This window comes from Pseudomonas sp. CH235 (assembly GCF_004368175.1).
GTDB classification, from domain to species: Bacteria; Pseudomonadota; Gammaproteobacteria; order Pseudomonadales; family Pseudomonadaceae; genus Aquipseudomonas; species Aquipseudomonas paraglycinae.
In genome coordinates this window covers 12,245-35,416 of the sequence record NZ_RRZJ01000034.1, presented here as the reverse complement: position 1 = coordinate 35,416, position 23,172 = coordinate 12,245, and the positions used below count along the sequence as shown (strand labels likewise).

20 protein-coding genes and 1 pseudogene are annotated in these 23,172 nt (G+C 62.3%); 14 read left to right on the top strand and 7 right to left on the bottom strand.

All coding sequences use genetic code 11. From position 1 onward, the window contains the following. Position 1 precedes the first annotated feature (1 nt). A complete protein-coding gene (locus EIY71_RS24940; RefSeq protein WP_011332300.1) occupies positions 2 to 898 on the bottom strand; it encodes a PA4780 family RIO1-like protein kinase in 897 nt (298 codons plus the stop codon). A gap of 441 nt (positions 899 to 1,339) precedes the next feature. On the opposite strand from EIY71_RS24940, the pseudogene EIY71_RS28995 reads away from it, so the two are divergent. Together EIY71_RS28995 and EIY71_RS28990 are read left to right on the top strand one after the other, a co-directional pair. Further along, positions 1,340 to 2,428 (top strand): annotated as a pseudogene (locus tag EIY71_RS28995) (cache domain-containing protein); the annotation flags it as partial. Between the two features lie 90 nt (positions 2,429 to 2,518). Next, positions 2,519 to 3,286, top strand: a complete 768-nt coding sequence (locus tag EIY71_RS28990) for a methyl-accepting chemotaxis protein (protein ID WP_371850984.1) — start codon at positions 2,519 to 2,521, stop codon at positions 3,284 to 3,286. Positions 3,287 to 3,501: 215 nt separating this feature from the next. On the opposite strand, the gene EIY71_RS24930 is transcribed toward EIY71_RS28990, so the two are convergent. After that, positions 3,502 to 4,779, bottom strand: a complete 1,278-nt coding sequence (locus EIY71_RS24930) for an acetyl-CoA C-acetyltransferase (RefSeq protein WP_064379268.1) — start codon at positions 4,777 to 4,779, stop codon at positions 3,502 to 3,504. Positions 4,780 to 4,956: 177 nt separating this feature from the next. On the opposite strand from EIY71_RS24930, the gene EIY71_RS24925 reads away from it, so the two are divergent. From EIY71_RS24925 to EIY71_RS24910, 4 genes are all read left to right on the top strand, one after another. Beyond that, positions 4,957 to 6,309 carry a 3-oxoacyl-ACP reductase gene (locus EIY71_RS24925; RefSeq protein WP_134023510.1) on the top strand — a complete coding sequence of 451 codons (1,353 nt, stop codon included), beginning with the start codon at positions 4,957 to 4,959 and terminating at the stop codon, positions 6,307 to 6,309. 2 nt (positions 6,310 to 6,311) lie between these two features. Further along, positions 6,312 to 7,166, top strand: a complete 855-nt coding sequence (locus tag EIY71_RS24920) for a MaoC family dehydratase (RefSeq protein WP_102688513.1) — start codon at positions 6,312 to 6,314, stop codon at positions 7,164 to 7,166. A 318-nt stretch (positions 7,167 to 7,484) separates the two neighbouring features. Next, a complete protein-coding gene (locus tag EIY71_RS24915; protein ID WP_134023531.1) occupies positions 7,485 to 9,017 on the top strand; it encodes a collagen-like triple helix repeat-containing protein in 1,533 nt (510 codons plus the stop codon). A 135-nt stretch (positions 9,018 to 9,152) separates the two neighbouring features. Next, on the top strand, positions 9,153 to 10,823 hold the full coding sequence (locus EIY71_RS24910) for a ShlB/FhaC/HecB family hemolysin secretion/activation protein (protein ID WP_134023508.1): 1,671 nt from the start codon (positions 9,153 to 9,155) through the stop codon (positions 10,821 to 10,823). 17 nt (positions 10,824 to 10,840) lie between these two features. Here the strand turns inward: EIY71_RS24910 and EIY71_RS24905 are convergent, their stop codons facing one another. From EIY71_RS24905 to EIY71_RS24890, 4 genes are all read right to left on the bottom strand, one after another. After that, positions 10,841 to 13,240 (bottom strand): autotransporter domain-containing protein, encoded by a 2,400-nt coding sequence (locus EIY71_RS24905; RefSeq protein ID WP_134023506.1) that lies wholly within the window; start codon positions 13,238 to 13,240, stop codon positions 10,841 to 10,843. 200 nt (positions 13,241 to 13,440) lie between these two features. After that, positions 13,441 to 13,848, bottom strand: coding sequence for a response regulator (locus EIY71_RS24900; protein ID WP_134023504.1), 408 nt, complete (start codon positions 13,846 to 13,848; stop codon positions 13,441 to 13,443). 63 nt (positions 13,849 to 13,911) lie between these two features. After that, entirely contained in the window at positions 13,912 to 14,124 is a 213-nt protein-coding gene (locus tag EIY71_RS24895; RefSeq protein ID WP_085748608.1) for a Flp family type IVb pilin, read from the bottom strand. A gap of 124 nt (positions 14,125 to 14,248) precedes the next feature. Further along, positions 14,249 to 14,464, bottom strand: a complete 216-nt coding sequence (locus EIY71_RS24890; RefSeq protein WP_102688516.1) for a Flp family type IVb pilin — start codon at positions 14,462 to 14,464, stop codon at positions 14,249 to 14,251. Between the two features lie 332 nt (positions 14,465 to 14,796). Here EIY71_RS24890 and cpaB point away from each other — a divergent pair, with 332 nt between their 5' ends. The 8 genes from cpaB to EIY71_RS24850 are packed head-to-tail and all read left to right on the top strand — an operon-like array spanning position 14,797 to position 22,263. Next, positions 14,797 to 15,738: a Flp pilus assembly protein CpaB gene (cpaB, locus tag EIY71_RS24885; protein WP_134023502.1), complete on the top strand. Its 942-nt coding sequence runs from the start codon at positions 14,797 to 14,799 to the stop codon at positions 15,736 to 15,738. A gap of 20 nt (positions 15,739 to 15,758) precedes the next feature. Next, positions 15,759 to 16,982, top strand: coding sequence for a type II and III secretion system protein family protein (locus EIY71_RS24880; protein ID WP_134023500.1), 1,224 nt, complete (start codon positions 15,759 to 15,761; stop codon positions 16,980 to 16,982). After that, entirely contained in the window at positions 16,979 to 18,169 is a 1,191-nt protein-coding gene (locus tag EIY71_RS24875) for a pilus assembly protein (RefSeq protein WP_134023498.1), read from the top strand. The genes EIY71_RS24880 and EIY71_RS24875 overlap by 4 nt, the downstream gene beginning before the upstream one ends. Then, positions 18,166 to 19,434: a CpaF family protein gene (locus EIY71_RS24870; RefSeq protein ID WP_007958456.1), complete on the top strand. Its 1,269-nt coding sequence runs from the start codon at positions 18,166 to 18,168 to the stop codon at positions 19,432 to 19,434. Before EIY71_RS24875 ends, EIY71_RS24870 begins: the two co-directional genes overlap by 4 nt. 18 nt (positions 19,435 to 19,452) lie before the next feature. Continuing rightward, complete coding sequence (locus tag EIY71_RS24865; RefSeq protein WP_134023496.1) at positions 19,453 to 20,337, top strand: type II secretion system F family protein; 885 nt, start codon at positions 19,453 to 19,455, stop codon at positions 20,335 to 20,337. Between the two features lies 1 nt (position 20,338). Then, positions 20,339 to 21,223 carry a type II secretion system F family protein gene (locus tag EIY71_RS24860; RefSeq protein WP_085748614.1) on the top strand — a complete coding sequence of 295 codons (885 nt, stop codon included), beginning with the start codon at positions 20,339 to 20,341 and terminating at the stop codon, positions 21,221 to 21,223. Between the two features lie 28 nt (positions 21,224 to 21,251). Beyond that, entirely contained in the window at positions 21,252 to 21,974 is a 723-nt protein-coding gene (locus EIY71_RS24855; RefSeq protein WP_085748615.1) for a tetratricopeptide repeat protein, read from the top strand. Between the two features lie 16 nt (positions 21,975 to 21,990). Further along, positions 21,991 to 22,263: a DUF3613 domain-containing protein gene (locus tag EIY71_RS24850; RefSeq protein ID WP_085748616.1), complete on the top strand. Its 273-nt coding sequence runs from the start codon at positions 21,991 to 21,993 to the stop codon at positions 22,261 to 22,263. 59 nt (positions 22,264 to 22,322) lie between these two features. On the opposite strand, the gene EIY71_RS24845 is transcribed toward EIY71_RS24850, so the two are convergent. Next, positions 22,323 to 23,099 (bottom strand): response regulator transcription factor, encoded by a 777-nt coding sequence (locus EIY71_RS24845; protein ID WP_134023494.1) that lies wholly within the window; start codon positions 23,097 to 23,099, stop codon positions 22,323 to 22,325. Positions 23,100 to 23,172 lie beyond the last annotated feature (73 nt).

Here is a 23,172-nt window from a genome sequence, read left to right as displayed (position 1 = left end):
CTCACTGCATCCACGGTGGCGGAGGCGGTTCGTCGGACTTGCCCTTGGGCTCGTCGTCCGCCGCACGGATGGCTTGCTTGCGCTCCTCATCCAGACGCGCCGCTTCGATCTCGCGCAGCACCCCGCCGACATCGGCCAGGTCCTCGGGATCGTCGAACTCGCCGGTCAGCACGCTGGCCGGGTGCAACGTACCCGCTTCGTACAGCGCCCACATTTCCTTGGCGTATTTGGTCTTCTTCAACTCCGGGGCAAAGCGACCGAAGTACGAAGCCATGTTGCCGACGTCACGCTCGAGCATGCTGAACGCGTGGTTGTTGCCGGCGGCGTCCACCGCTTGCGGCAGGTCGATGATGACCGGGCCGGTCGGCGTCAGCAGCACGTTGAACTCCGAGAGGTCACCGTGCACCAGACCGGTACACAACATCAGCACGATCTGCGAAATCAGGAACGCGTGATACTCGCGGGCCTGATCCGGCTCCAGCACCACATCGTTCAGACGCGGCGCGGCATCGCCGTATTCATCGGCCACCAGCTCCATCAGCAGCACGCCTTCGAGGAAGTCGTACGGCTTGGGCACACGCACACCGGCGTTGGCCAGGCGGAACAGCGCCGCGACTTCGGCGTTCTGCCAGGCGTCTTCGGCTTCCTTGCGCCCGAACTTGGAACCCTTGGCCATCGCCCGGGCCTGTCGGCTGTTGCGAACCTTGCGGCCTTCCTGATACTCGGCCGCCTGGCGGAAACTGCGTTTGTTCGCCTCCTTGTAGACCTTTGCGCAACGTAACTGATTGCCGCAGCGCACCACATAAACAGCTGCTTCTTTGCCACTCATGAGTGGACGCAGCACTTCGTCGACCAGACCGTCCTCGATCAGGGGTTCAATGCGTTTTGGAGTCTTCATCAGCTTTTATTGTGGGTCCTTTATTACCAAACACGCGAATGTCACTCGTTATACGGCAATCCTCGCATCGCGGGGAGGGGTTGCCGACCTGTGAACCTGTGGATGCACACACTGTGCCGGATAAATCGGCTCAATTCGCCTCTTTATCGACCGCTTCGAATCATAGCCGAGGCTGGCGAATTTATAGGCGCCAGGACTTGAGGGCATTTGCGACAGAATCTGACATCCCGCCGCACACAGCTCGTAAGAATTTTCTCTGCCGGCCTCAATTTCCCTCTCGTGCGGCCGAATTCCTCTGTGACAGAGGAATTTGTCCGACAATCGTTCCAAAAAAAATGTCGATGTCGCACCCAAGGAAACGGGTGAGAAATAGGTTTTTCGGCTGCCAATAACCGCGAGTCATCTGCACTGCGTGGGCCTACAAGAAAATCTGGAGCGCGGATGAACATCAAACAGAAGTTGACCTGGGCGTTTGCAATCATCGCCTGCTTGCCCGTGGTGCTGGTCGCCACGCTGGTGGTACTGAACCTGCGCAGCGATGCCCGGGACGATTTTGTCGACAGCAGCGGGCGCGAGATCCGTCAGGTCAGCAATGCCATGCAGCTGTTTTTCGACGGCATCAGCCAGAACGTCGATTACCTGGCGGCGCAGCCGCTGGTGAAGAACGCCGACGGCAGCGTTCGCAGCCGCATGAGCGCCAACGCCGCCGATACCTCCGATGGCGAGATCGACAAGCAACTGTTTGCACTGTTCGAGGGGCTGGCCAAATCCCACCCGGCCTACTCCTACGTGTCCTATGGATTGAACAGCGGCGGCTATGCCTTCTGGCCGGGCGATCCGAAGATGGCCAACTACGACCCGCGCACCCGCCCCTGGTACAAGACGGCCATGGCCAACCCGGGCAAGACCCTGCGCACCGAGGCCTATTACTGGGCCGGCGACGACGCGGTTCTGGTCAGCACCGTGCGCGCGGTCGCCAACCAGTTGGGCGCCCAGGGTGGCGTGGTCAACATTGACGTGTCGCTCAAGCAACTGACCGAGATCGTCAAACAGATCAAGCTCGGCGAAAGCGGTTATCTGATGCTGATGGAAAACACCGGCACGGTGCTGGTCGATCCGAAGCAACCGGAGCACAACTTCAAACGACTCGACAGCCTCGGCGACGGCTACGCGCAACTGGCCAAAGCCGGCAAAGGCCTGGTTGACATCGAGCTCAACGGCGAACGCTACATGGCCAACGTCTGGCCCTCGGAGCAACTGGGCTGGACCTTCATCGGCCTGATCAAACAGAACGACGTAATGAGTTCGGCCACTCAACTGACCTGGCTGATCGCAATCATCGCTGCGGTGTTGGCGGTGTTCTTCGCCGTGGTCGGCGCCAGTTTCGCCAGCCTCATCGTGCGGCCGATCCGCAGCGTGGCCAGCGGTCTGGAAGGCATCGCCCAGGGCGAAGGCGACCTGACCAAGAACCTCGACATCCGTGGCAGCGACGAAACTGCGCAACTGGCCAACTGGTTCAACCAGTTCCTCACCGCGATCCGCAGCCTGATCCAGCACATCGGCGGCGCGGCCGGGAAAATCCTCGCCACCTCGCAGAGTTCGACCCGGGTTTCCGGCGACATGGCCGAAGCCGCCGGGCGCCAGCGCGAAGCGGTGGACATGGTTTCGACCGCGTTCCACGAAATGGTCGCCACCGCCAACGAAGTCGCCCGCTCGTGCAGCCAGGCAGCGGAGTCGGCCGACAGCGGCCAGCGTCAGGCCCGCGAAGGTCAGCAACAGATCGATGCGGCGGTGCACAGCGTCGATCAACTGAGCCAGGAACTGGAGCAATCGGCGCAGTCGATGCAACAACTGGAGCGCGACAGCAACGACATCCAGTCGATCCTCGGCACCATCCGTTCCATCGCCGAACAGACCAACCTGCTGGCGCTCAACGCGGCCATCGAAGCAGCGCGGGCCGGTGAGCAAGGGCGTGGTTTTGCGGTGGTGGCCGATGAGGTTCGCGCACTGGCAAAACGCACGGCGGATTCGACGGCGGAAATCGACGGGCTGCTGGGCAACCTCGCCAAACGCACCAGCGCGGTGACCCAGCAGATGCGCGCCAGCCTCGATGTGTCGCAGCAATCGGTAGCGCGGATTGGCGAGGCGCGGGAGAGCTTTGGGCAGATTCGTGAGTCGGTGGATGTGATTCGCGACATGAACACGCAGATTGCGACGGCGGCGGAAGAGCAGCATCAGGTGGCTGAGGACATCAATCGGCACATCAGCCAGATTCATGGTGATGCGCAGTTGGTGGCGGAGCTGGCGAATTCGGCGCGGCTGGATTCGCAGAGTCTGGCGGGGTTGTCGAATGAGCTGGATGGGTTGGTGCGCAGGTTCCGGACTTGAGATTGGGGGCAACCTTAAAAGCCCCCTCACCCCAGCCCTCTCCCGGGGGGAGAGGGAGCCGAATCGGGGATGCTTTAGAAATCCGCCGACATGAAAGAACGTTGTTGAATCCATAATCGACACCGATCTTTCAGGTCGATGTATAACGCCAGACACCTCGGTCAGTCCCCTCTCCCTCCGGGAGAGGGTTAGGGTGAGGGCAAGCTTTTGCTCCTCTAGCGCTCGATGATCGCCGTCACACCCTGTCCGCCAGCCGCACAAATCGAAATCAACCCCCGCCCCTGCCCCGCCGCATCCAGCAACTTCGCCAGGTTCGCCACAATCCTCCCGCCCGTCGCGGCAAACGGATGCCCCGCCGCCAGCGAGCTGCCCTTGACGTTCAAGCGACTGCGATCAATCGAGCCCAGCGGCGCGTCCAGCCCGAGCCGGGTCTTGCAGTACTCCGGATCTTCCCAGGCCTTCAACGTGCACAACACTTGCGCGGCAAATGCTTCGTGAATTTCGTAGTAGTCGAAGTCCTGCAAGGTCAGGCCATTGCGCGCCAGCAAGCGTGGCACCGCGTACACCGGAGCCATCAAAAGCCCTTCGGCGCCGTTGACGAAATCCACCGCCGCCGCTTCGCCGTCCCGCAGGTACGCAAGGATCGGCAGGCCACGTTCCTTCGCCCACTCCTCACTGCCCAACAGCACCACCGAGGCGCCATCAGTCAGAGGTGTGGAGTTGCCGGCGGTCAGCGTGCCCTTGGCACTTTTTTCGAAGGCCGGTTTCAGGGTGGCGAGTTTTTCCAGGGTCAGGTCCGGGCGCAGGTTGTTGTCGCGGGTCAGGCCGAGGAACGGGGTCATCAGGTCGTTGTGCCAGCCTTCGCTGTAGGACGCCGCCAGTTTGTGGTGGCTTTCGAAGGCCAGTTGATCCTGTTCTTCGCGGGGGATGTTCCAGGTCTGCGCCATCAATTCACAGTGCTCGCCCATCGACAGGCCGGTGCGTGGTTCGCCGTTGCGCGGGAATTCGGGGATCAGGTGTTTCGGACGCAATTGCAGGAAGGTCTTGAGCTTGTCGCCGGTGGTCTTGGCGCGGTTGGCTTGCAGGAGGATCTTGCGCAGGCCTTCGCTGACGCTGATCGGCGCATCCGACGTGGTGTCGACGCCGCCGGCAATGCCGCAATCGATCTGGCCGAGGGCGATCTTGTTCGCCACCAGCAATGCCGCTTCCAGGCCGGTGCCGCAGGCCTGCTGAATGTCGTAGGCCGGCGTCGCCGGCGACAGACGCGAGCCGAGCACGCATTCGCGAGTCAGATTCATATCCCGTGACAATTTCAGCACCGCCCCTGCGACCACTTCGCCGATGCGCTGGCCGTGCAGGTTGTAGCGTTCGATCAGGCCTTCGAGGGCGGCGGTGAGCATCACCTGATTGCTCGCGGTGGCATACGGCCCGTTGGAACGGGCGAACGGAATGCGGTTGCCACCAATGATCGCGACGCGGCGCAGCTGACTCATGAAATGCTCCTTGTGAAATATCCGGTCTGAAAATCGAGCGCTGAAAACCCGGTCGGGCCACAAAAGCGCCGAGGGCAAACTACTCTGCTGTTCTAGCGTAGGCCTTATTGCGTGGATCGAACGATTGATTGCCCTTCGCAGTCCACACTTTGAACCCCATCTTCTGGAGAGCGTTCCATGTCTGACCGCTATATCGACTTCGCCAACTCGTCCATCGGCCACCGTCTGGTCGGAGCCCTGGGCCTGCCGTCGCCGGTGCGGCTGGAACGCTGGCAGGCCGGGCGCCTGCGGCCGGTGGACGGTGCGCTGCTGATCGGCGGCGGGCCGCTGGCCGAGCGGGTCAGCACCTTCGCCAATCGCCTGACCGACGCGATCTACCGCTACGGCGACCAGCCGGCGACCGCCACCCAATGGATTCCCGGCCACGGCCCGAAACTCAAGGCCGTGGTGTTCGACGCCAGCGACTTGCAGCACACCGACCAGCTCAAGCAGCTGCGTGAATTTTTCCAGCCGTTGATGAAGAACCTCGACAGCAGCGCGCACCTGGTGATCCTCGGCCGCGCCCCGGAAACCCTGCGTGAACCATTTGCTGCCAGTGCACAGCGAGCGCTCGAAGGCTTCTCCCGTTCACTGGCCAAGGAGCTGCGCAGCGGCGGCACGCTGCAACTGATCTACGTCGGCGAAGGTGCCGAGGATCAACTGGAAGGACCGCTGCGGTTTTTCCTCTCGCCGAAAAGTGCGTTCGTCTCCGGGCAAGTGATTCGCCTGAACCCTTGCGCCACGCCTGTGACCGACTGGACGCGCCCACTGGCCGGGCGCAAGGCGCTGGTCACCGGCGCGGCGCGCGGTATCGGCGCATCGATTGCAGAAACCCTGGCCCGTGACGGTGCCGAGGTGATCCTGCTCGACGTGCCGCCAGCCAAGACCGATCTCGAAGCCCTGGCCGCTCGCCTCGGCGGGCGCGCCATCACCCTCGACATCTGCGCCGAAGACGCCGCCACGCAACTGATCGAACAGCTGCCGGACGGCCTCGACATTCTGGTGCACAACGCCGGCATCACCCGCGACAAGACCCTGGCCAACATGACGCCCGAGTTCTGGGACGCGGTGCTCGCGGTCAATCTCAACGCACCGCAAGTGTTGACCAAGGCCCTGCTCGACAGCGGCACCTTGCGCGATAACGCCCGGGTGATTCTGCTCGCCTCGATCAGCGGCATCGCCGGCAATCGCGGGCAGACCAATTACGCGGCGAGCAAGGCCGGGCTGATAGGACTGGCCCAAACCTGGGCGCCGACGCTGCTGGAACGCGGCATCAGCATCAACGCCGTGGCGCCGGGTTTCATCGAGACCCAGATGACCGCGCACATTCCGTTCGGCCTGCGTGAAGCCGGGCGCCGCATGAGTTCGTTGGGTCAGGGTGGCCTGCCGCAAGACGTCGCCGAAGCCGTGGCGTGGCTGGCCCAGCCGGGCACCGGCGCGTTCACCGGGCAAGCGCTGCGGGTGTGCGGCCAAAGCGTGCTGGGGGCCTGAACATGACCATCGAATGGCAAACCCTGCACCACGAGCCGAGCCTGCCGGGGCTGTATGCCCGGGCGGCGACCCGACGCAAAATCACCGGCACCACCCTGCCCGACAGCGGCTTGCGCTGCGCCGTCGAGGTGGATGGCAAACGTCTGGCGGCGTATCGCAAGGTCTGCGGTTTCGCCGATGACGGCCTGCTGCCGCCGACCTATCCGCATATCCTGGCGTTCGCCCTGCAGATGCAATTGCTGACGGCCAAGGAGTTTCCGTTCCCGCTGCTGGGGCTGATTCATCTGAGCAACCGCATCCGCGTATTGCGGCCAATGGGCGGGATCAGTCGCGCACAAGTCAGCGTCCGGGTGCATAACCTGCAACCGCATCCGAAGGGCGCGACCTTCGATCTGCTGACCACCCTCGACGATCAACTCGGCCCGTTGTGGGAAGCCGAAAGCCGGATGCTCTGTCGTGGCGTGAAGCTCGAAGGCGAAGCGGTCGAGCAGACCTGGGAGCCGACGCTGCCCCTCGCGCAAGTGGCGCAATGGAAGGCGCCGGCGGACATCGGCCGGCAGTACGCGAAAGTCTCCGGCGACTACAACCCGATCCACTTGAGTGCCGCCAGCGCCAAGCTGTTCGGTTTCCCAACCGCCATCGCTCATGGTCTGTGGAACAAGGCCCGGACGCTGGCGGCACTGGCGGATCATCTGCCCAAGGCCAACCTTGAGGTCACCGTGCACTTTCGCAAACCGGTGCGCCTGCCGAGCGAGGTGAGCCTGTTCGCCAGCGCGGCCGGTTCCAGCGGTGAGTTACGCCTGATCGGCGCCGGGGATCTGGAGCACATGGTGGGCAACTGGCAGCCGGTAGCCTGACATCGAGGCCGGGAAAACCTGCTCAATTGTGTATATATCACTTAAGTTTTCCCGCGCCGCACAAACGTCCCTCGCCGAAACCCAGCCTTGATTTTCAAGGCTTTTTTTTGCGCGCCTATATCCTCGGTATTAGTCGTTAGGCAGCACTCGCAGCCCCCTGCATAAAGGCGTTAATACCAACTTGAGAATGGCGTGGATCCGGCCTTGCGACTGATATGAGCACAACGGACGAAGGCATTGCCGGCAACAGAACCGGCGAGCCGTCGAAGTCAACGAACGTTGTCACAGGTGCAAGGAATAACCCTCATGAAAACCCACATGAAAGCTCAGGCGTGGTGCAAGTCGGCAACAGCACTGGCCCTTATTCTCTCTCTCGGTCTGGCCGGTTGCAGCAGTGGCGGCGGCGGTCATCACAGCAGCTCCGACAGTTCTTCCCCCGACAGTTCGACTGCGGGTACTGGCGGCACCGGTGGCACGGGTGGTACCGGAGATACCGCAGGCACTGGCGGTACTGGTGGCACTGGAGGGACGACAGATCCGACCAATCCGACCAATCCAACTAATCCGACCAACCCGACGGATCCGACCAACCCAACCAATCCGAGCACTCCGACCCCTCTGGTTACCACCACACTGGTGCAGGACGTCGGGAATACCGTCAGCGGCGTCGGCGATGGTGTCGGCCAGGTCGGCGACTCCCTGAGCGGCGTGCCGATTGTCGGTGGCGTGGTGCAAAGCGCCGCCAAAACCGCCGGCAACGTGGTGACCACGCTGGGCGACGGCGTGGCCAACGGCATCGGCAAACTGGCAACCACCGACAATGGCCTGGGCGTCACCGCTTCGGCAGTCGGCGGCGTGGTGCAGGATGTGGGCAACGGCGTGTCCGACCTGAGCGGCAAACTGGCGACCGCCACGGGCAGCGTTCCGGTAGTCGGCGGCGTGGTCACCCGTGTTGCACCGGTGCTCAATGGCGTCGGTGAACGGGTCACCATGCTCGGCGACACGCTCAGCACCGCTACCACCACCGGCCCGCTCGGCTCGGTTACCAAAGAAGTGGGCAGCAAACTGGTGCCGGTGATTGCCATGGTCGAAAGCACCACGGACAAACTCGGCACGGCTACGGGGCTGGGCGCTCCGTTGAACGGCTTGATACAGAAAGTCGGCAGCACGGTCGACGGCGTGGGCGACAAGGTCACCGACGCCGGCAACGGCAACGCCCTGACCAACACTGTCGGTGGGGCCCTGAGCAATGTCGGTACCGCTGTCGGCAAGGCCGGCGGGCTGGTGGATAACGGCACCGGTTCGGGAACGGGCGTCGGTGGCGGCCTGGGCAGCAATGGCCTGCTGCAAACCGTCGGCGGCGCCGTGGTCAACGTCGGCGCCGGCTTGAGCAGCGGCAATGGTACCCTCGCCGCACCGGGTGGCGTGCTGGCGGCGGCCGGTAATACCGTGGCCTCGCTCAACACCGTGCTCGGCGGTTCGGGCTCGCCGATCACCAGCCCGACCACTCCCCTGGCAACCCTGGGCAACAACGTGGGCGCCGGACTTGCGCCAGTCACCACGGCGGTCACCAGCCTGACCCAAAATGTCGGCGCTGCCACCGGGCTCGGCTCTCCGGTCGCGGGTCTCACCAGTCAGGTTGGCGGCGCCGTCGGCAATCTGGGCAACACCCTTGCCGGCACCAACAGCAACCCGGTCGTGGCGGCGGTCGGCAACACTGTCACCACGGTGGGCAACACCGTCACTGCGGTCGGCGGACTGGTCAACGGTGGCACTGCCACCGGGACTGGCGGCGGACTGGGCGGCGTTCTCGGCGGCCTGACCGGCGCGTTGGGAGGGAACAATCGCTGATTTGCACCTGGCCGATTCGACGGCCGAACCTACAGCGCCTACGCTTGGTTGAGGGCGGAAGATTCCCACGAGTCTTCCGCTTTTTTCTTAGGAGAAACCCTGCCCCGTGCTGCGGGTTTGAACATGGAGTGTCCTATGCGCGTCATGGCATCCCTGCTGTTGCTCAGTCTCAGTTCCACCGCCCTCGCCGACACCCTGCCCAGTTTTCTCAACAGCAACGAAACCATCCGCAACCTGCCGGTGCCGAACTTGCCTGCCGACGCCTACCGGCCGAACGCGGCGCCGCTGCAAGTGCCGGAGCCCGGTGCCACGGCCGCCCAGCCGTTGCTGATGGGCACGAAGATCAACCTCAGGACCGTGCAGATCGAAGGCGGCACGCTCTACCCGCTGAACGAACTGGCCGAAATCTACAAACCGCTGATCGGCCGCGAGAGCAGCCTCGCCGACCTGATCGAAGCCACCCGCACGATCACACGTCGCTACCAGCAGGACGGTTATCTGCTGTCCTACGCCTTCCTGCCGCAGCAGACCTTCGATGACGGCGTGGCACGCGTGGTGCTGGTGGAAGGCTACGTCCGCGACGTGCAGATCGCGGGCGACGTGGGGCGGGTCAAAGCCCTGCTCGACCGACTGGCCGCCAAGCTCCAGGCCGAGCGCCCTCTCACACGCAAGACGTTCGAGCGCTACACCACGCTGATGACCCGCATTCCCGGCGTGACGATCCAGGCCCAGGTGCCGCCGCCCGGCACCACCGACGGTGCAACGACGCTGGTGGCCCAGGCCAGCCGCAAACCGTTCACCAGCACCCTGAGCACCACCGAAGACAACCGCAACGGCACTCAGGCGTTGCTCGGCGTCAGCAGCAATTCACAAACCTCGATGGGCGAACAGTTGAGCCTCAGCGGCCTGTTTCCACCGGGGGATGATCACGAGCATTACTACCGGCTGGACTACAACCAGTTCATCAACGACGAAGGTGCGCAGCTGAGTCTGTCGGCCTCACGCTACCGCGCCGATCCCGGCACCAACGTGCAGTTGAGCAACGGACTGGAACTCAAGCCGCACCGCGAAAACGACCGTTATTCGCTCGGTTTCACCCTGCCGCTGATTGCCGCCTCGGATGAACTGCTGACCGCCGGATCGCGCCTGTACGCGGTCAACGACAAGACCCGCTACAACGTGATCGGCTACCCGCTGAGCGTCGAAGAACGCACCGACATCCGCGCCCTCGCCTTCGAAAGCGACTGGCGCAAGGTCGATGCCCGACAACTGCGCATCCTCAGTGGCGGCGTGTATCAAGGGTTCGACAGCCTGGGTGCGCATACCAACAACAGCGCCATCGACCTCGACTTCTTTCGGGTACGACTTTCCGGGGTGCAGAGCGACAAGTTCCTCGACAACTGGCAAGGGGTGCTGTCGGCTGCGTTGTACTGGAGCCGTGACACCCTGCCGGACAGTGAGCGCGCTGTGTTCGGCGGGCAGAATTTCGGCCGCGGTTATCCCGACGATCAGGCGTCCGGCGACAAGGGTTGGGGCGTGGCTTACGAGATCAATTACAGCTTCAACCGCGACGGCAACTGGGTGCGCATCCTGCAACCGTACTTCGTGCTCGACCGCTCGCGAAGCTGGTTCAATGAGTTGCCGGTGCAGGCCAACAACCTGTCATCGGCGGCAGTCGGCCTGAGATTTGGCGATGCGAAGTACTACAACATCGCCCTGGAAGCGGCCAAGGCGATGTCGGATGAAGCGCTGGACACCTTCAATCGCCGGCCGCGCTACAGCATCAGTTTCAGCTATCAGCTGTAGCACGATCGACCGCTGAATCAGAAGGCGTAGCGTACTTTTGCCGTGAAACCGTCAGCGTCAAAACCGCTGGCGGTCACGTAGTTGTACGACCCGCCGAGACTCCACGCGCCCATCCGGTAATTGGCGCCCAAGCCCAGTTCATAACTGTCACGCACCGGGGTGGTGCCACGGCTGGTGAACGAATCACCACCCAGCACGAACGACGACGTGGTGCCGGTCTTGTCGCCAATGACGTCTTGCCAGGCCATCAGCTTCGCTTCGGGCTCAAGGCTGCCGGTGCCCACATCGAACGCAGCGGCCAGACGTGCACCGACACCCATTTCGCCCACTTCATAACGCTGACTGCCGACATTCAGCGAGGCCGAACTGCCCTTCTCGCGATAGCTGTCCATGCCCACGTTGGCGTAACGCGCCCCGACCTGCGGCTCAAGCACCACATCCGGCATCAGGTGCACGCTGTAACCGGCCAGCGCGCTGACGCCGAACACATTGCTGTCGTAATCACCCTTGGCGCGGGTGCCGGCGATGTAACGGCGCGACTCGTTGTCGTTCCAGCCGTACATCAGCGACGAATCGACGAACCAGTTGTCGTGGGTCCAGTTGCCGTACAGGGTCAACGCATGGCCGGTGACCTGGGTCTTGTTGCCGCGATCGGATTTCACATCGGTGTCGAGGTAGCTGTACGCCAGACCGACCGCCAGATCGGCATTCAACTGACCATCGGCACCCACGGCGATGCCATGGCTGTCGGCATCGTAACCACTGACACCACGACGCTCATCCTGGTTGGCATCACTGCTCAAGGCTTGCAGCCAGACACCTTTGTCTGTCGGCACGCCGGCGTTACGGGCGCGACTGGAACGCTCATTGATGACACCCGACACCAGCGTCTGACTGTTGGTAGCCGCGTGAAGCCCCCCACGGCTGACATCCGGGCTGAGGGTTTCGGACAACCGCGCCAGTTGCGCATCGGTGCTGGCGTTGGCGAACGCCTGGAACACCGGATCCTGCTCATCGAGCCGCGACAACAGACTCGACACGCGGCCCACTGCCGTTGCCGCATTGCGACTGCCGCCCGCCACAAGGGTATTTTGCGCCAGCACCTCTTCGGACTTGTTGGTCACCACCGAGGTGATGTCGCTGCCCACAACCCCGAAACTCTTCACATCCAGCAAAGCAGAGGAAGACGTCACGGTGAGGTTATTGCCGCCGACAAGACTGCCCGAGCTGATCAGGGTGTACTTCGTACCACCCGGCGTCACCCGGAAATCACTGGAACGCGCCAACAGACGCAACGTCGCACCCGGCGCGATATCGGTAGTGCCCGTGACCTTCAACACCGGCAGCGCCGGATTGGTGTCATTGCCCAGGTACATTTCCAGCACCGAGTCGGACTCTTCCATGTCGAAGTCACCGATGATCGTGGTGTGCGGCTTTACCAGCGTCAGCGTGCCGTCCTCGATGGTCACGTAACCGGACTTGATGGTCGAACCGTCGAAAACCGCATCGCCGTCGATGATCACGCCGGACAGGCCGATCAGATCCCCTTTGACCGTACCGCCGAAAAAGTCGAAATAGCTTTCGCCGTCATCGACCTGGATTGCCGCCGTGCCACCCTCGATCGAACCGAACAGTTGATAAATGGTGAAAGGACTCGCACCCACTGCCTGACCGCTGACGTGCACGCCAATGGACTCGCCGGAAATCGTGCCGTAGTTGGACAGGTTCAAGATCGCTGTACTGGCAGAGGTATTGAAGTTCACGCCTTCAAACGTCACCGCCTCAGCGTTCGCCCCGGTGGCGCGAATAGTCCCGAAGTTATTGACGCTCCCCTTGAGCGTGGCACCGTCAAGAAACAACCCCAGCGCGTCCGACCCGCTGGCGCTGATCGTGCCGTTGTTGCCGATGCCATTCAGTTTGGTTTGCACCAGCATCACACCGCTGGAACTCGCCCCGCTGGCCTCGATCAGCCCATCGTTGCTGAGCGAGCCGTTCAGCTCACTGCCCATATCCGAAATCCCGGTGGAGGTGCCCGATCCAGCCAGTCCATTGACCGAGATCGAACCCTTGTTGATCAGGTTCCCGGCTATTTTGCTGGGCGTCACACCGGAAGCCCCCAGCGCAATGCCCACACCAAACTTGGCCCCGTCAATGCGGATACTGTCGTTGTTACGCAACTGGTCTGCCGTCAGCCCCAAAAACTGAGCGCCATAGGTCAGCGTCGAAGGCGCGCCGGGAGCAATCGTCCCGTTGCCACGCAGGTCGATCAGACCATAGTTCTGCAGGTTGCTGTTCAATGGCCCGCCGCTCAGGTCGTAGCTCAAATTGGCGCCGGCAGCGGCAACAACGCCCGCGTGCAGCGAAGTTGCAGCAACAGACAGCGCCAGTAACGAGCGGCACAAGCGATCAGTGTTCAATCGAGATTCCCTTCCAAAACATGAAAAACAGTTTCAGCAGGGGGTATCAAATTCACTCAGGCATCCCTACCGAACCCACCAGGTCGTCCGGTTTGGGCGCGGGGAATGTACACGAGCCATCATTTCGACACCATCAAAATGTCAAAGGGATGGCGTCAATTTCAAGATCGGCGTATTCGAAGTAGAAGCTGCGTGAGCACTCAGGAGACATTGACCTTTGGCTTGGGAAACAGATTGTCCAGGGTCTCCAGCAGCCGCACGTGATAGATCGGCTTGCGGAACAGGTCCAGCACCTGCAACCGCAGCATGTCGCTGACATCCTCCATGTCCGCATGCCCCGACGTCACGATCACCGGCAGATGCTGGCGCGAGGTGTGTTCGCGCAGGCGCTTGATCAGCGACATGCCGCTTTCCTCCGGCATGCGCAGATCGGTGATCACCAGGGCGATATCGGGATGGCGGGTCAGATGATGCAGGGCGAGCTTCACTGAAGTCGCGGTATGACAGGCGAAGCCTTCGCCCTCCAGCAACTCCGCCAGCTCCAGCAACGCGTCCTCTTCGTCGTCAACCAGAAGCAACTGTTGGCGGGGCTGTGAAGAAGCAGTCATTGGACAATCCCTGAGAAACTGATGGTGGAACCGAGTGTAGTGCGAGATTGGCGAGCCATCGAGTCAGGGTGTCTGTACCGGTGCGGTCTGGGCCGTACCGCCCAGTGCCACCAGAATGTTGTTGAAGATGGCCAGTACCTTGGCGCCGACCGGCGTCACGAACACCACGACCACCACTGCTACCATCGCCACCACAATTGCATATTCGATGGCTGACGCCCCTTCGCTGCTGTGCAGAAACCGGCGGGCGCGCAACAGCAAGTATTCAAATAGCATGGAGGTTCTCCTTCGTGCCGGGGCACTCAGACTGCCGCATCCAGAGTCGCCTGCGATTCTCCGGTCCGGGACGCGGAACGGAAAATCTGCAGGCAGGATTCGAAGGTCAACGGGATGAACGCGATCAAGGTACGGGGCGAGTGACCGCAGTACCACCGAGTGAAACCAGAACGGAGTTGAAGATGTTCAGAACCTTGGCGCCGATCGGGGTCACGAACACTACGACCACCACCGCCACCATCGCCACCACAATCGCGTACTCGATCGCCGAAGCACCTTCTTCACTGTTGAGGAACAGCCGCACTTTGGCCGCCAGATAGTCGAGACTCATACGAAACATACGTCAACTCCTTCGCGCCTTTGGCGCCGATGTCACGCTACAGCGGCAAGGTTCCACCGTGCCATTTGAGCATTGTCAACAAACCCCCTCCCAACAACTGTAAGAACGGATTAATCACAAAGGATTAATCGCTTCGTCATCCCCTGCTTTTCGACTGCTAATTGGCCAACACCCATACTTTCGTGGGTTATTTGCCTGTCAGAAATGGCGTTTTGGCTTGTTTCAGCTAGCGTGGAAATAGCGAAATAGTTGGATGTTCATAGCTGCCTGATTGCGATGTTCCCTTGGTAGGAAGTGCGGGCTGGTAGTGCAGCAGGAAAGGGAGAGCCGTCATGAACAGTCGTGTGACCATGGGCCTTGCAGCGTTGCTTTTACTGGGCGCCATCGTTGTCGGATATTGGGGCCTGGTGCTCAGCCGCCAACCCGCTCCGGTGGCCGAGGCTCCCGCGCCGACGGTGGTCACCGTCGAAACAACCGTCGCTGCCGCCGAAGACCAGACCCGTCAACCTGTCGTGGTGCTGGTGCGTGACGTTCCGCCATTCACCCCTCTTGCTGCCGCCGACCTGGCCGTTGAAAAACTGCTCAGCGCCCCTGCCGGCAGCCTCGGCACAATCGAACAGGCCGTGGGCCGCACTCCGTGGCGCCACCTGAGCGCCGGCACCTGGCTCAACGAAGAAAGCTTCGAGGCCGGCGGCACACTGGCGCGCATGATCCATAAAGACGAGCGCGCGCTGGCCGTGTCGGTCGATGAAGTGATCGGCGCAGCCGGGCAGTTGATCCCCGGGGATTACGTCGACGTGTTGTTGTTCCTGCGCCAGGACGCCGCCAATCCGCAGCAGTCGGCGCAGATCGTTGTGCCAGCCATGCGCGTGCTCGGTGTCGGCGAGCAATACGGCCTGACCAATGACGGCCAACCGTCCGCCCCTGCGTTGAGTGCCGACGACAAGATCAAACAGGACCAGCGCCGGCTTACCGCGCGCACCGTGGTGCTGGCGGTGCCTGAACAATTGTTGAGTCGAATGATGCTCGCCACCCAGGTCGGGACGTTGCGCCTGGCCGTACGCAGCAGTGAGGAACAGCGCCTGGCCAAGTATTGGGCCGGCGAAAGTCAGGCACCGGAAAAGCTGGTCGCCGCCAACAGTCAACTCTTCCAGTTCACGCAGCTGGCGCTGGGGACAACGCCGAAAGCGTCGTCGAACGGCGACCAAGCTGTGGCGGCACGACCCGCAGTGGAAGTGATTCGCGGCAATCAGACCAACCAACAAAACCCATGACTGAGCAAGGATCCAAGTGCATGCAGAGTCGTTCCTGGCCGACCTTCAATCCCGTGCTCCGGGCCTTGCTGCTGATGGGACTGTCAATCAATGCTGCGCACGCGGTCACCGGCAACTGCGCGGCCCTCGGACGCTTGCCGCCGGTGATCGAAATCAACGAAGGCTGGCAACAGGACATGCAGTCACCGGTGGCGATCACACGCCTGGCCATCGGCGATCCGAAAATCGCCGACGTGCATGCCAATGGCAATTCCTCGTTCCTTCTGACCGCCGTGGCGCCGGGCGCGACCAGTCTCATGGTCTGGACCGGCTGCTCCAGCGAGCCGCGCCAGAGCATGGTGTTCGTCAAGGGCGCCGCCACCTCGGCCCTCACCAACACCAGTGCGCTGCCGTCGGATGATGCGCTGTTGCCCTCGCAGGTGCAGACCGACATTCGTTTCGTCGAAGTCAGCCGCACCAAGCTCAAGCAGGCCTCGGCTTCGCTGATCGGCACCCGCGGTAATTTCCTGTTCGGTTCCCCCGGCACCCTGCCGCCCATCGACGGCGTTCCGCAACCGCGATTGCCGGTGGACAACTCGCTGTTCAACTTCTCGTGGATCGGCGGCAAGACCATGGCGATCATCAATGCCCTGGAAGGCAGTGGGTTCGCCTACACCCTGGCGCGGCCAAGCCTGGTGGCTCTCAATGGGCAAAGCGCAAGCTTCCTCGCAGGCGGGCAGATTCCGATACCGGTGCCCAGTTCCGGCAGTGACAACGTATCGATCGAATACAAGGAATTCGGCATCCGCCTGACCCTGACGCCCACCATCATCAGCCACGATCGCATCGCCCTGAAGGTGGCGCCGGAAGTCAGCGAACTGGATTTCAGCAACGCGGTGAACATCGCCGGCACCACGGTGCCCGCCCTGACCATTCGCCGCACCGACACCAGCATTTCCCTCGCCGATGGTGAGAGTTTTGTCATCAGCGGTCTGATCAGTACCAGTAACAGTTCCCAGGTCGACAAGTTTCCGGGGCTGGGCGATATCCCGGTGCTCGGGGCCTTTTTCAAAAGCTCGCAGATCAAGCGCGAAGAGCGCGAGCTGCTGATGATCGTCACCCCGCATCTGGTGCGCCCGCTCTCGGCGGAGGCGCAACTGCCGTCGTTGCCGGGTGAAAAACTGCGCAACTACGACCCGAATTTCTACCGCATGTTCTTCCTGGAAAACGGTAACTTCGACAAGCGCAGCGGGTTGTCCCAATGAGCCAGAGCCTGAGTCAGACCTTCCTCGCCATCACCCGCAACAGCACCGATCTGGAATGGCTGCAAAGCGCGCTTGCACCGCTGGGCCAGGTGGTCAGTGCCGGTGGCGGCAGTCTCGACGAATTGCTCGCTCTGGTGGACGTCACCTTCGCCAGTCTGGTGTTCGTCGGCCTCGACCGCGAACACGTGGTGGCCCAGAGCGCGCTGATCGAGGGCGCGCTGGAGGCCAAGCCGATGCTGGCGATCGTTGCCCTCGGCGACGGCATGGACAACCAGTTGGTACTCAACGCGATGCGCGCCGGGGCAAGGGATTTCGTCGCCTATGGTTCGCGCTCCAGCGAAGTGGCCGGTCTGGTGCGCCGCTTGAGCAAGCGTCTGCCGCCAGCGCCCCACAACACGCAACTGGGTGGCCTGACGGTTCTGTACGGGGTGCAGAGCAGTTCCGACGGCGCGTTACTGGCTAACCATATGGCGCTGGTGGTGCAAAAGAGCGGGCAGCAGACGCTGCTGCTGGATCTCGGTCTTCCCCGTGGCGACAGCCTGGCGTTGCTGGGGCTGGAGAGTTCGTTCCACTTCGGCGATGCCTTGCGCCACCTGCGCAGGCTCGACGCCACACTGATCGACAGTGCATTCACCAGCACCGAAGCGGGGCTGCGGATTCTGGCGTACGCCGACAATGACGAACCGCTGGAGAGCACCAGTGCCGCCGAGCTGTTCATGTTGCTCAGCGCGTTGCGCCAGCACTTCCAGCACATTGTCGTGAACCTCACCGGCCAGCCCGACAGCGAAGCCCTGCGCACCTTTGTCAGCCATTGCGACAAGCTGATCTGGTACACCGACCAGAATGTTCTCGATTGCCGGCGCAACCTGGCGGTGTTCAATCTGTGGCGGGAAAAAGGCATGAAGCTCGACCACGGGCGGCTGCTGGTCGATCGCTATCTGAGCAACGTCGCGCCGGACGCGGACACCCTCGGCAAGACCTTCAACCTGGAAGTGATCGCGGTGCTGGCCTTGAGTCCGGAGCTGCGCTTGAATGCCAAGAACCAGGGCGTCAGCCTGTTTGAACTGGCGCCCCGGGAGAAACTCACCCAGAGCCTGCGGGTGCTCGGCGAACGGCTGGCCAAACGCTCCGAAGGCCTGGCCAAACCCAAGGTCACCTGGTTCGACCGGTTGCGAGGCACCTCATGAGCCCGGAAAAACTCTTCGGTGCACCGGCGCGGGGCCAGTCGGGCAACACCGATCACGAAGGCCTGAAACTGGTCCTGCATCGCTACATCATCGATGCCATCGAGGAGTCTGGAAAAAACCTGCTGGAAGGTTCGCGGCAGTTGCTGGCGCAATTCGTCACCGACAAGGTCGCCGAATACATCGCCCGTCTGCATCTGGCGATTTCGCGCTACGAGATGGAGCGGCTGGCGGAAGAAATCGTCGATGAACTGACCGGATTCGGCCCGCTGGAGGTGCTGCTGCGCGACACCGCCGTAACCGAAATTCTGGTCAATGGCCCGCACCGGGTGTTCGTCGAGCGCGACGGTGTACTGCATCAGAGTGACCTGCGCTTCATCGATGCGCACCACGTCGAACGGGTCATGCAGCGCATTCTCGCGCCACTCGGTCGGCGGCTGGACGAGTCTTCGCCGATGGTCGATGCACGTCTGCCGGACGGCAGCCGGGTCAACGCGATCATCCCCCCGATCGCCCTCGACGGCCCGTGCCTGTCGATTCGGAAATTCCGCAAGGACATGCTCAAGAGCAGCGACCTGATCGCGATGCAGACCATCGACCTGCCGATTTTCGAGTGCTTCCAGGAGGCCGTGGGCAAGCGCTGCAACATCCTGATCAGCGGCGGCACGGGCACCGGCAAGACCACGCTGCTGAATATCCTCAGCCAATTGATCAACCCCCACGAACGATTGGTGACCATCGAAGACGTCGCCGAGCTGCAACTCGGCCATCCCCACGTGGTGCGTCTGGAAACCCGCCCGCCCAATGCCGAGGGCCATGGCGAGGTCAAGGCCAGCGACCTGATCCGCAACGCCCTGCGGATGCGTCCGGACCGGATCATTCTCGGCGAGATCCGTGGCGTCGAAGTGCTCGATGTGCTCACGGCGATGAACACCGGTCACGACGGTTCAATGAGCACGGTACACGCCAACAACGCCCAGGATGCGTTGCTGCGCCTGGAAACCCTGGTCGGCCTGACCGGGCGCACGGTGGCCGAACGCACCCTGCGGCAGATGATCTGCGCGGCACTCGACGTAATCATTCAGTTGACCCGCATGCCCGACGGCCGCCGCTGTGTCAGTGAAGTGGTGGAAGTAGTCGGCGTGCGTGAAGACGTGTACGTCACCAACACCTTGTTCCGTCTGGATCGACGCACCGGTTTCGGCTTCCTGCGCGAAGCGGTCAACCCGGCCGGCGACAAGTTGCGGCACGAGTCGAGTCTGGGCTGAGCGCATGGAGCCTTCGTCATGATCGGACCGGTGATCCTGATCGTCCTCTGCCTGCTGTTGCTGGGGCTGTCGATTCGACTGTTCCTGCAGGGCGTGCGCAAGACTGCCAACGAGCGAGTGCTCTCTCGCCTCGCCGCCGGGCAGCCGCAAGCAGCCGCCGAAAAATCCTCGTGGACCGGGCTGGAGCGGATGTTCCTGCGCGCCGGCCTCGGCCGGCCGAACGAGCACTTTGGGCTTTGGCTGTCGTTGTGGGTCGTGACCATGATGCTGGGTTACCTGCTGGCCGACTGGATCGGCCTGCTGGTGCTGATACTGGCGCCGCCGCTGATTTTGCGGTTGTACATCGCGTGGCGATATCGTCGCCGGCTCAATCGGATGATCGAACAGTTGCCGCAGTTGCTCGACCACACCGTGCGCAGTCTCAAGTCCGGCCGGACCCTGACCGATGCAGTGATGGGCGGCATCGAAACCAGTGAGGATCCGTTGAAAACCGCAATGGGCCGGGTGCAGCGCAACGTGCAGTTGGGGGTGAACCTGCCGGATGCGGTCAGTGATTTTGCCGAGCTCTACGAGCAGGACGAACTGCGCATGTTCGCCCTGGGCCTGAAGGTCAACCATCGCTACGGCGGCAACGCCAGCGAGTTGCTGGAGAACCTGATCAAACTGATTCGCGAGCGCGACCAAGGTGCCCGCCAACTGCGCGCCCTGACCGGCGAAACCCGGATGACCGCGTGGGTACTCGGATCGCTGCCGGTGATTCTGGTCAGCTACTTCATGCTGACCAATCCCGGCTACATGCTCGGCATGTGGAACGACTCGGGCGGTCGGACCATGTTGATCGTTGCGGTGGTGTTGCAGGTCTCCGGTTGCCTGGCGCTGTGGCGCATGTTGAGGAGTGTCTGACATGGTGATGCTGGCCAGTCTCATGTTGTTGCTCGGGGCACTGTTGCTGGTCGGCAATCACCTGCTGACCGAGCGGCGTCGGGTGCGTCAGGTCAACCAGCGTCTGCAGGGGCACCTGGTGCGCGAGAACCGTTTCGGCAACTGGTTACGGGCGCTCGGCAGCAGCCGGTTCGGCCAGCGCTCGGTGAGCATCGACAGCGAAACCCAGACCCTGCTCAGCCGTCTCGGCTGGCGCCGCGCCAGTGAGCGCTCGTTGTTTGCCGCCTGCCAGATCGGCACGCCGCTGCTGACACTGGGGCTGGGGCTGTTTCTGAAGGAAGTATTTTTCCCCCTCGCACCCAACGGCTGGCTGGTGCCGATGATCGCCACCGGCGTCGGCTATCTGCTGCCCAAACGTCTGTTGGCGTATGCCGCTGCCCGTCGGCAGAAAATCATTTCGGTGGAAGTGTCGACGTTCATTCCGCTGCTGCGGATCCTGTTCGAGTCCGGCATGGCCGTCGAGCAGGCCCTGCGCGTGCTCAGCACCGAAGGGCAAAAACTACTGCCGGAGCTGACCAGCGAACTGCGCCTGATTCTGGCCCGGGTCGACTCGGGCCTGGAACTCGGGCAAGAGCTGAACAAAGCGGCCGTGATGCTGGCGGTGGATGAGTTCACCGACACCTGCGTGATCCTGCAACAACTGATTCAACAGGGCGGCGGTGCTATGAAATCGCTGCTGGCGCTCAAGCAACTGCTGGATGACCGACGCCTGACACGCTTGCAGGAATACATCTCGAAGATGTCGGCGAAGATGTCGGTGGTCATGATGCTGCTGCTGTTTCCGGCCTTGCTGATCGTTTTGGCGGGCCCCGGTTTTACCGCAATCACCCGGGCGTTTGCGTCCTGAGAATGACAATGGCGATGGAGAGCGATGGATGAAAGCACTGATGGTCGTGGCAAGTCTGTTGCTGCTCGGCGGCTGCGCAACGGACGGTCAGGCGCCGTGGACGACGATGCTGGCGCCGGCCAGTTGCAGCAAGTTGAGTTCCGAACAGGAGCTGTCGCTGAACCTGGCCGATGACCTGGTCAACGACGGCAAGCTGCACGCCAGCCTGGCCAACCTGCAGGGCCTGCCCGACAACCTCGTCGAAGTGCGACTGCGCAAGGCCAAGGTCTATCGCCTGCTGGGGCGCAGCGAAGCCGAGCCGTTGTATCGCAGCCTGCTCGGCACGTGCCTGAACGCCGACGCCGAACATGGCCTGGGCCAGCTGTATGCCGCCCGTGGCGACAACGGTCAGGCACAGGCCCACCTGCAACGGGCGGCGCGGCTGGCGCCGACCAATGAAAACATCCGCAACGATCTGGGCGTGGTGTACCTCAATCAGCTGCGGCTCGAAGACGCTCGTTTCGAGTTTCTGACGGCCATCGAGTTGAAGCAGAACAATCAATTGGCGACGCTGAATCTGGTCACCCTGTTGCTCTATCAGAACAACTGGCAGCAGGCCGCGGAAGTGGTCAGCCGCGCGCACCTGACCCCGGAGCAGTTCACCGATGCCCAGGAACGCGCGGAGAAACTCAAGTCGCCGGTCAAGGCCAGACCCGTCGCTGGCAATCAGGTCGCGGTGGCGGCTGACGCGCAACCGGCGACGATCAAGTGAGCCTCAAGGAGGTGCCATGAACACGTTAAAAACGCTGTGCTGCCTGAGCCTGCTGAGTCTGCCGCTCGGCGCGCTGGCCATCGACGCCGGCCCGGCCTCGGCCCAGCAGCAGGAAACCGAAGGCTGGCTGTTGCTGCAAAGCCGCAACAAGGCCGCGTCCCCCGATCCGCAGGCGGCCACGGCCACCGAGCGTGAGCTGGCGATGCAGCGCTGGCTGAAGAAGTACCAGTACGAAATCCCCGACTTCTATGACCCGGATGCCGGGGGCAAAATCGAGACAAAAAACTGATTCGAGGAAGACGCCTTGGCGACTGTCCCGGTCGACCCAAGGGCCGCCGGGGACATCAATCAGTGCGCCGTAACTCGCTGCCGCAGAGCCGCCGCACTCGGCGACAAGGCCAACGCCAGTTGCGTGCGGTTGTGCATGTGAGTCAGACGCAACACTTGCGAAACGTAGAGCTTCACAGTGTTTTCGGTAATGCCCAGCTCACAGGCAATCTGATAATTGGTTTGCCCCTTGCCCACCAGGCGCGCCACGTCCAGTTGCCGTGGCGACAGCTGATTGAAGATCTCGGGAATCTCCAGTTCACCGGCCCCACGGGTGGCTTCCTCACTGACGGGAGCCGGGCCGCGACGCACCTTGTCCAGATCCTGATAGAGATCATCGATGGACGACGACAGGTCCTGAAGCTTTTGATTCAGATGGCCAAGTTGCAGGGTTTTCTGCCGTTCCTGCAACACCGCTTCCTGGCGTTGCAGGCCTTCGAGCAGTTCATCCAGATTGACCGGTTTCTGGTAATAGTCGGCAATCCCGGCGCGCAGGGCCTTGATCACGTCCTGCTTGTCCGCCCGACCGGTGAGCATGATGGCTTCGAACGCCCGGTGTTTGCCGGCCAGCCGTTGCAGTTCCTGCACCAGTTGAATGCCATCCATGTCCGGCATGTGCAGATCACACAGCACCAGTCCGATCGCGGTGTCAGCCGTAAAACGCTCGATCGCCTCCTTGCTGGACTCGCACGGAACACAACGGTAGCCGCTGCTCTCGAGAAATTCACAGAGTTCTTCGACGATCAGAGGCTGATCATCGACAACGATGACTTTTACCGCAGATGTAAGCTTGTTCACGTGCTGCTCCATGCCCGGGCCAAAGCTGACCATTCCTGTACTGTCAGCCACTGGCTGTATAACTCGTTACTTT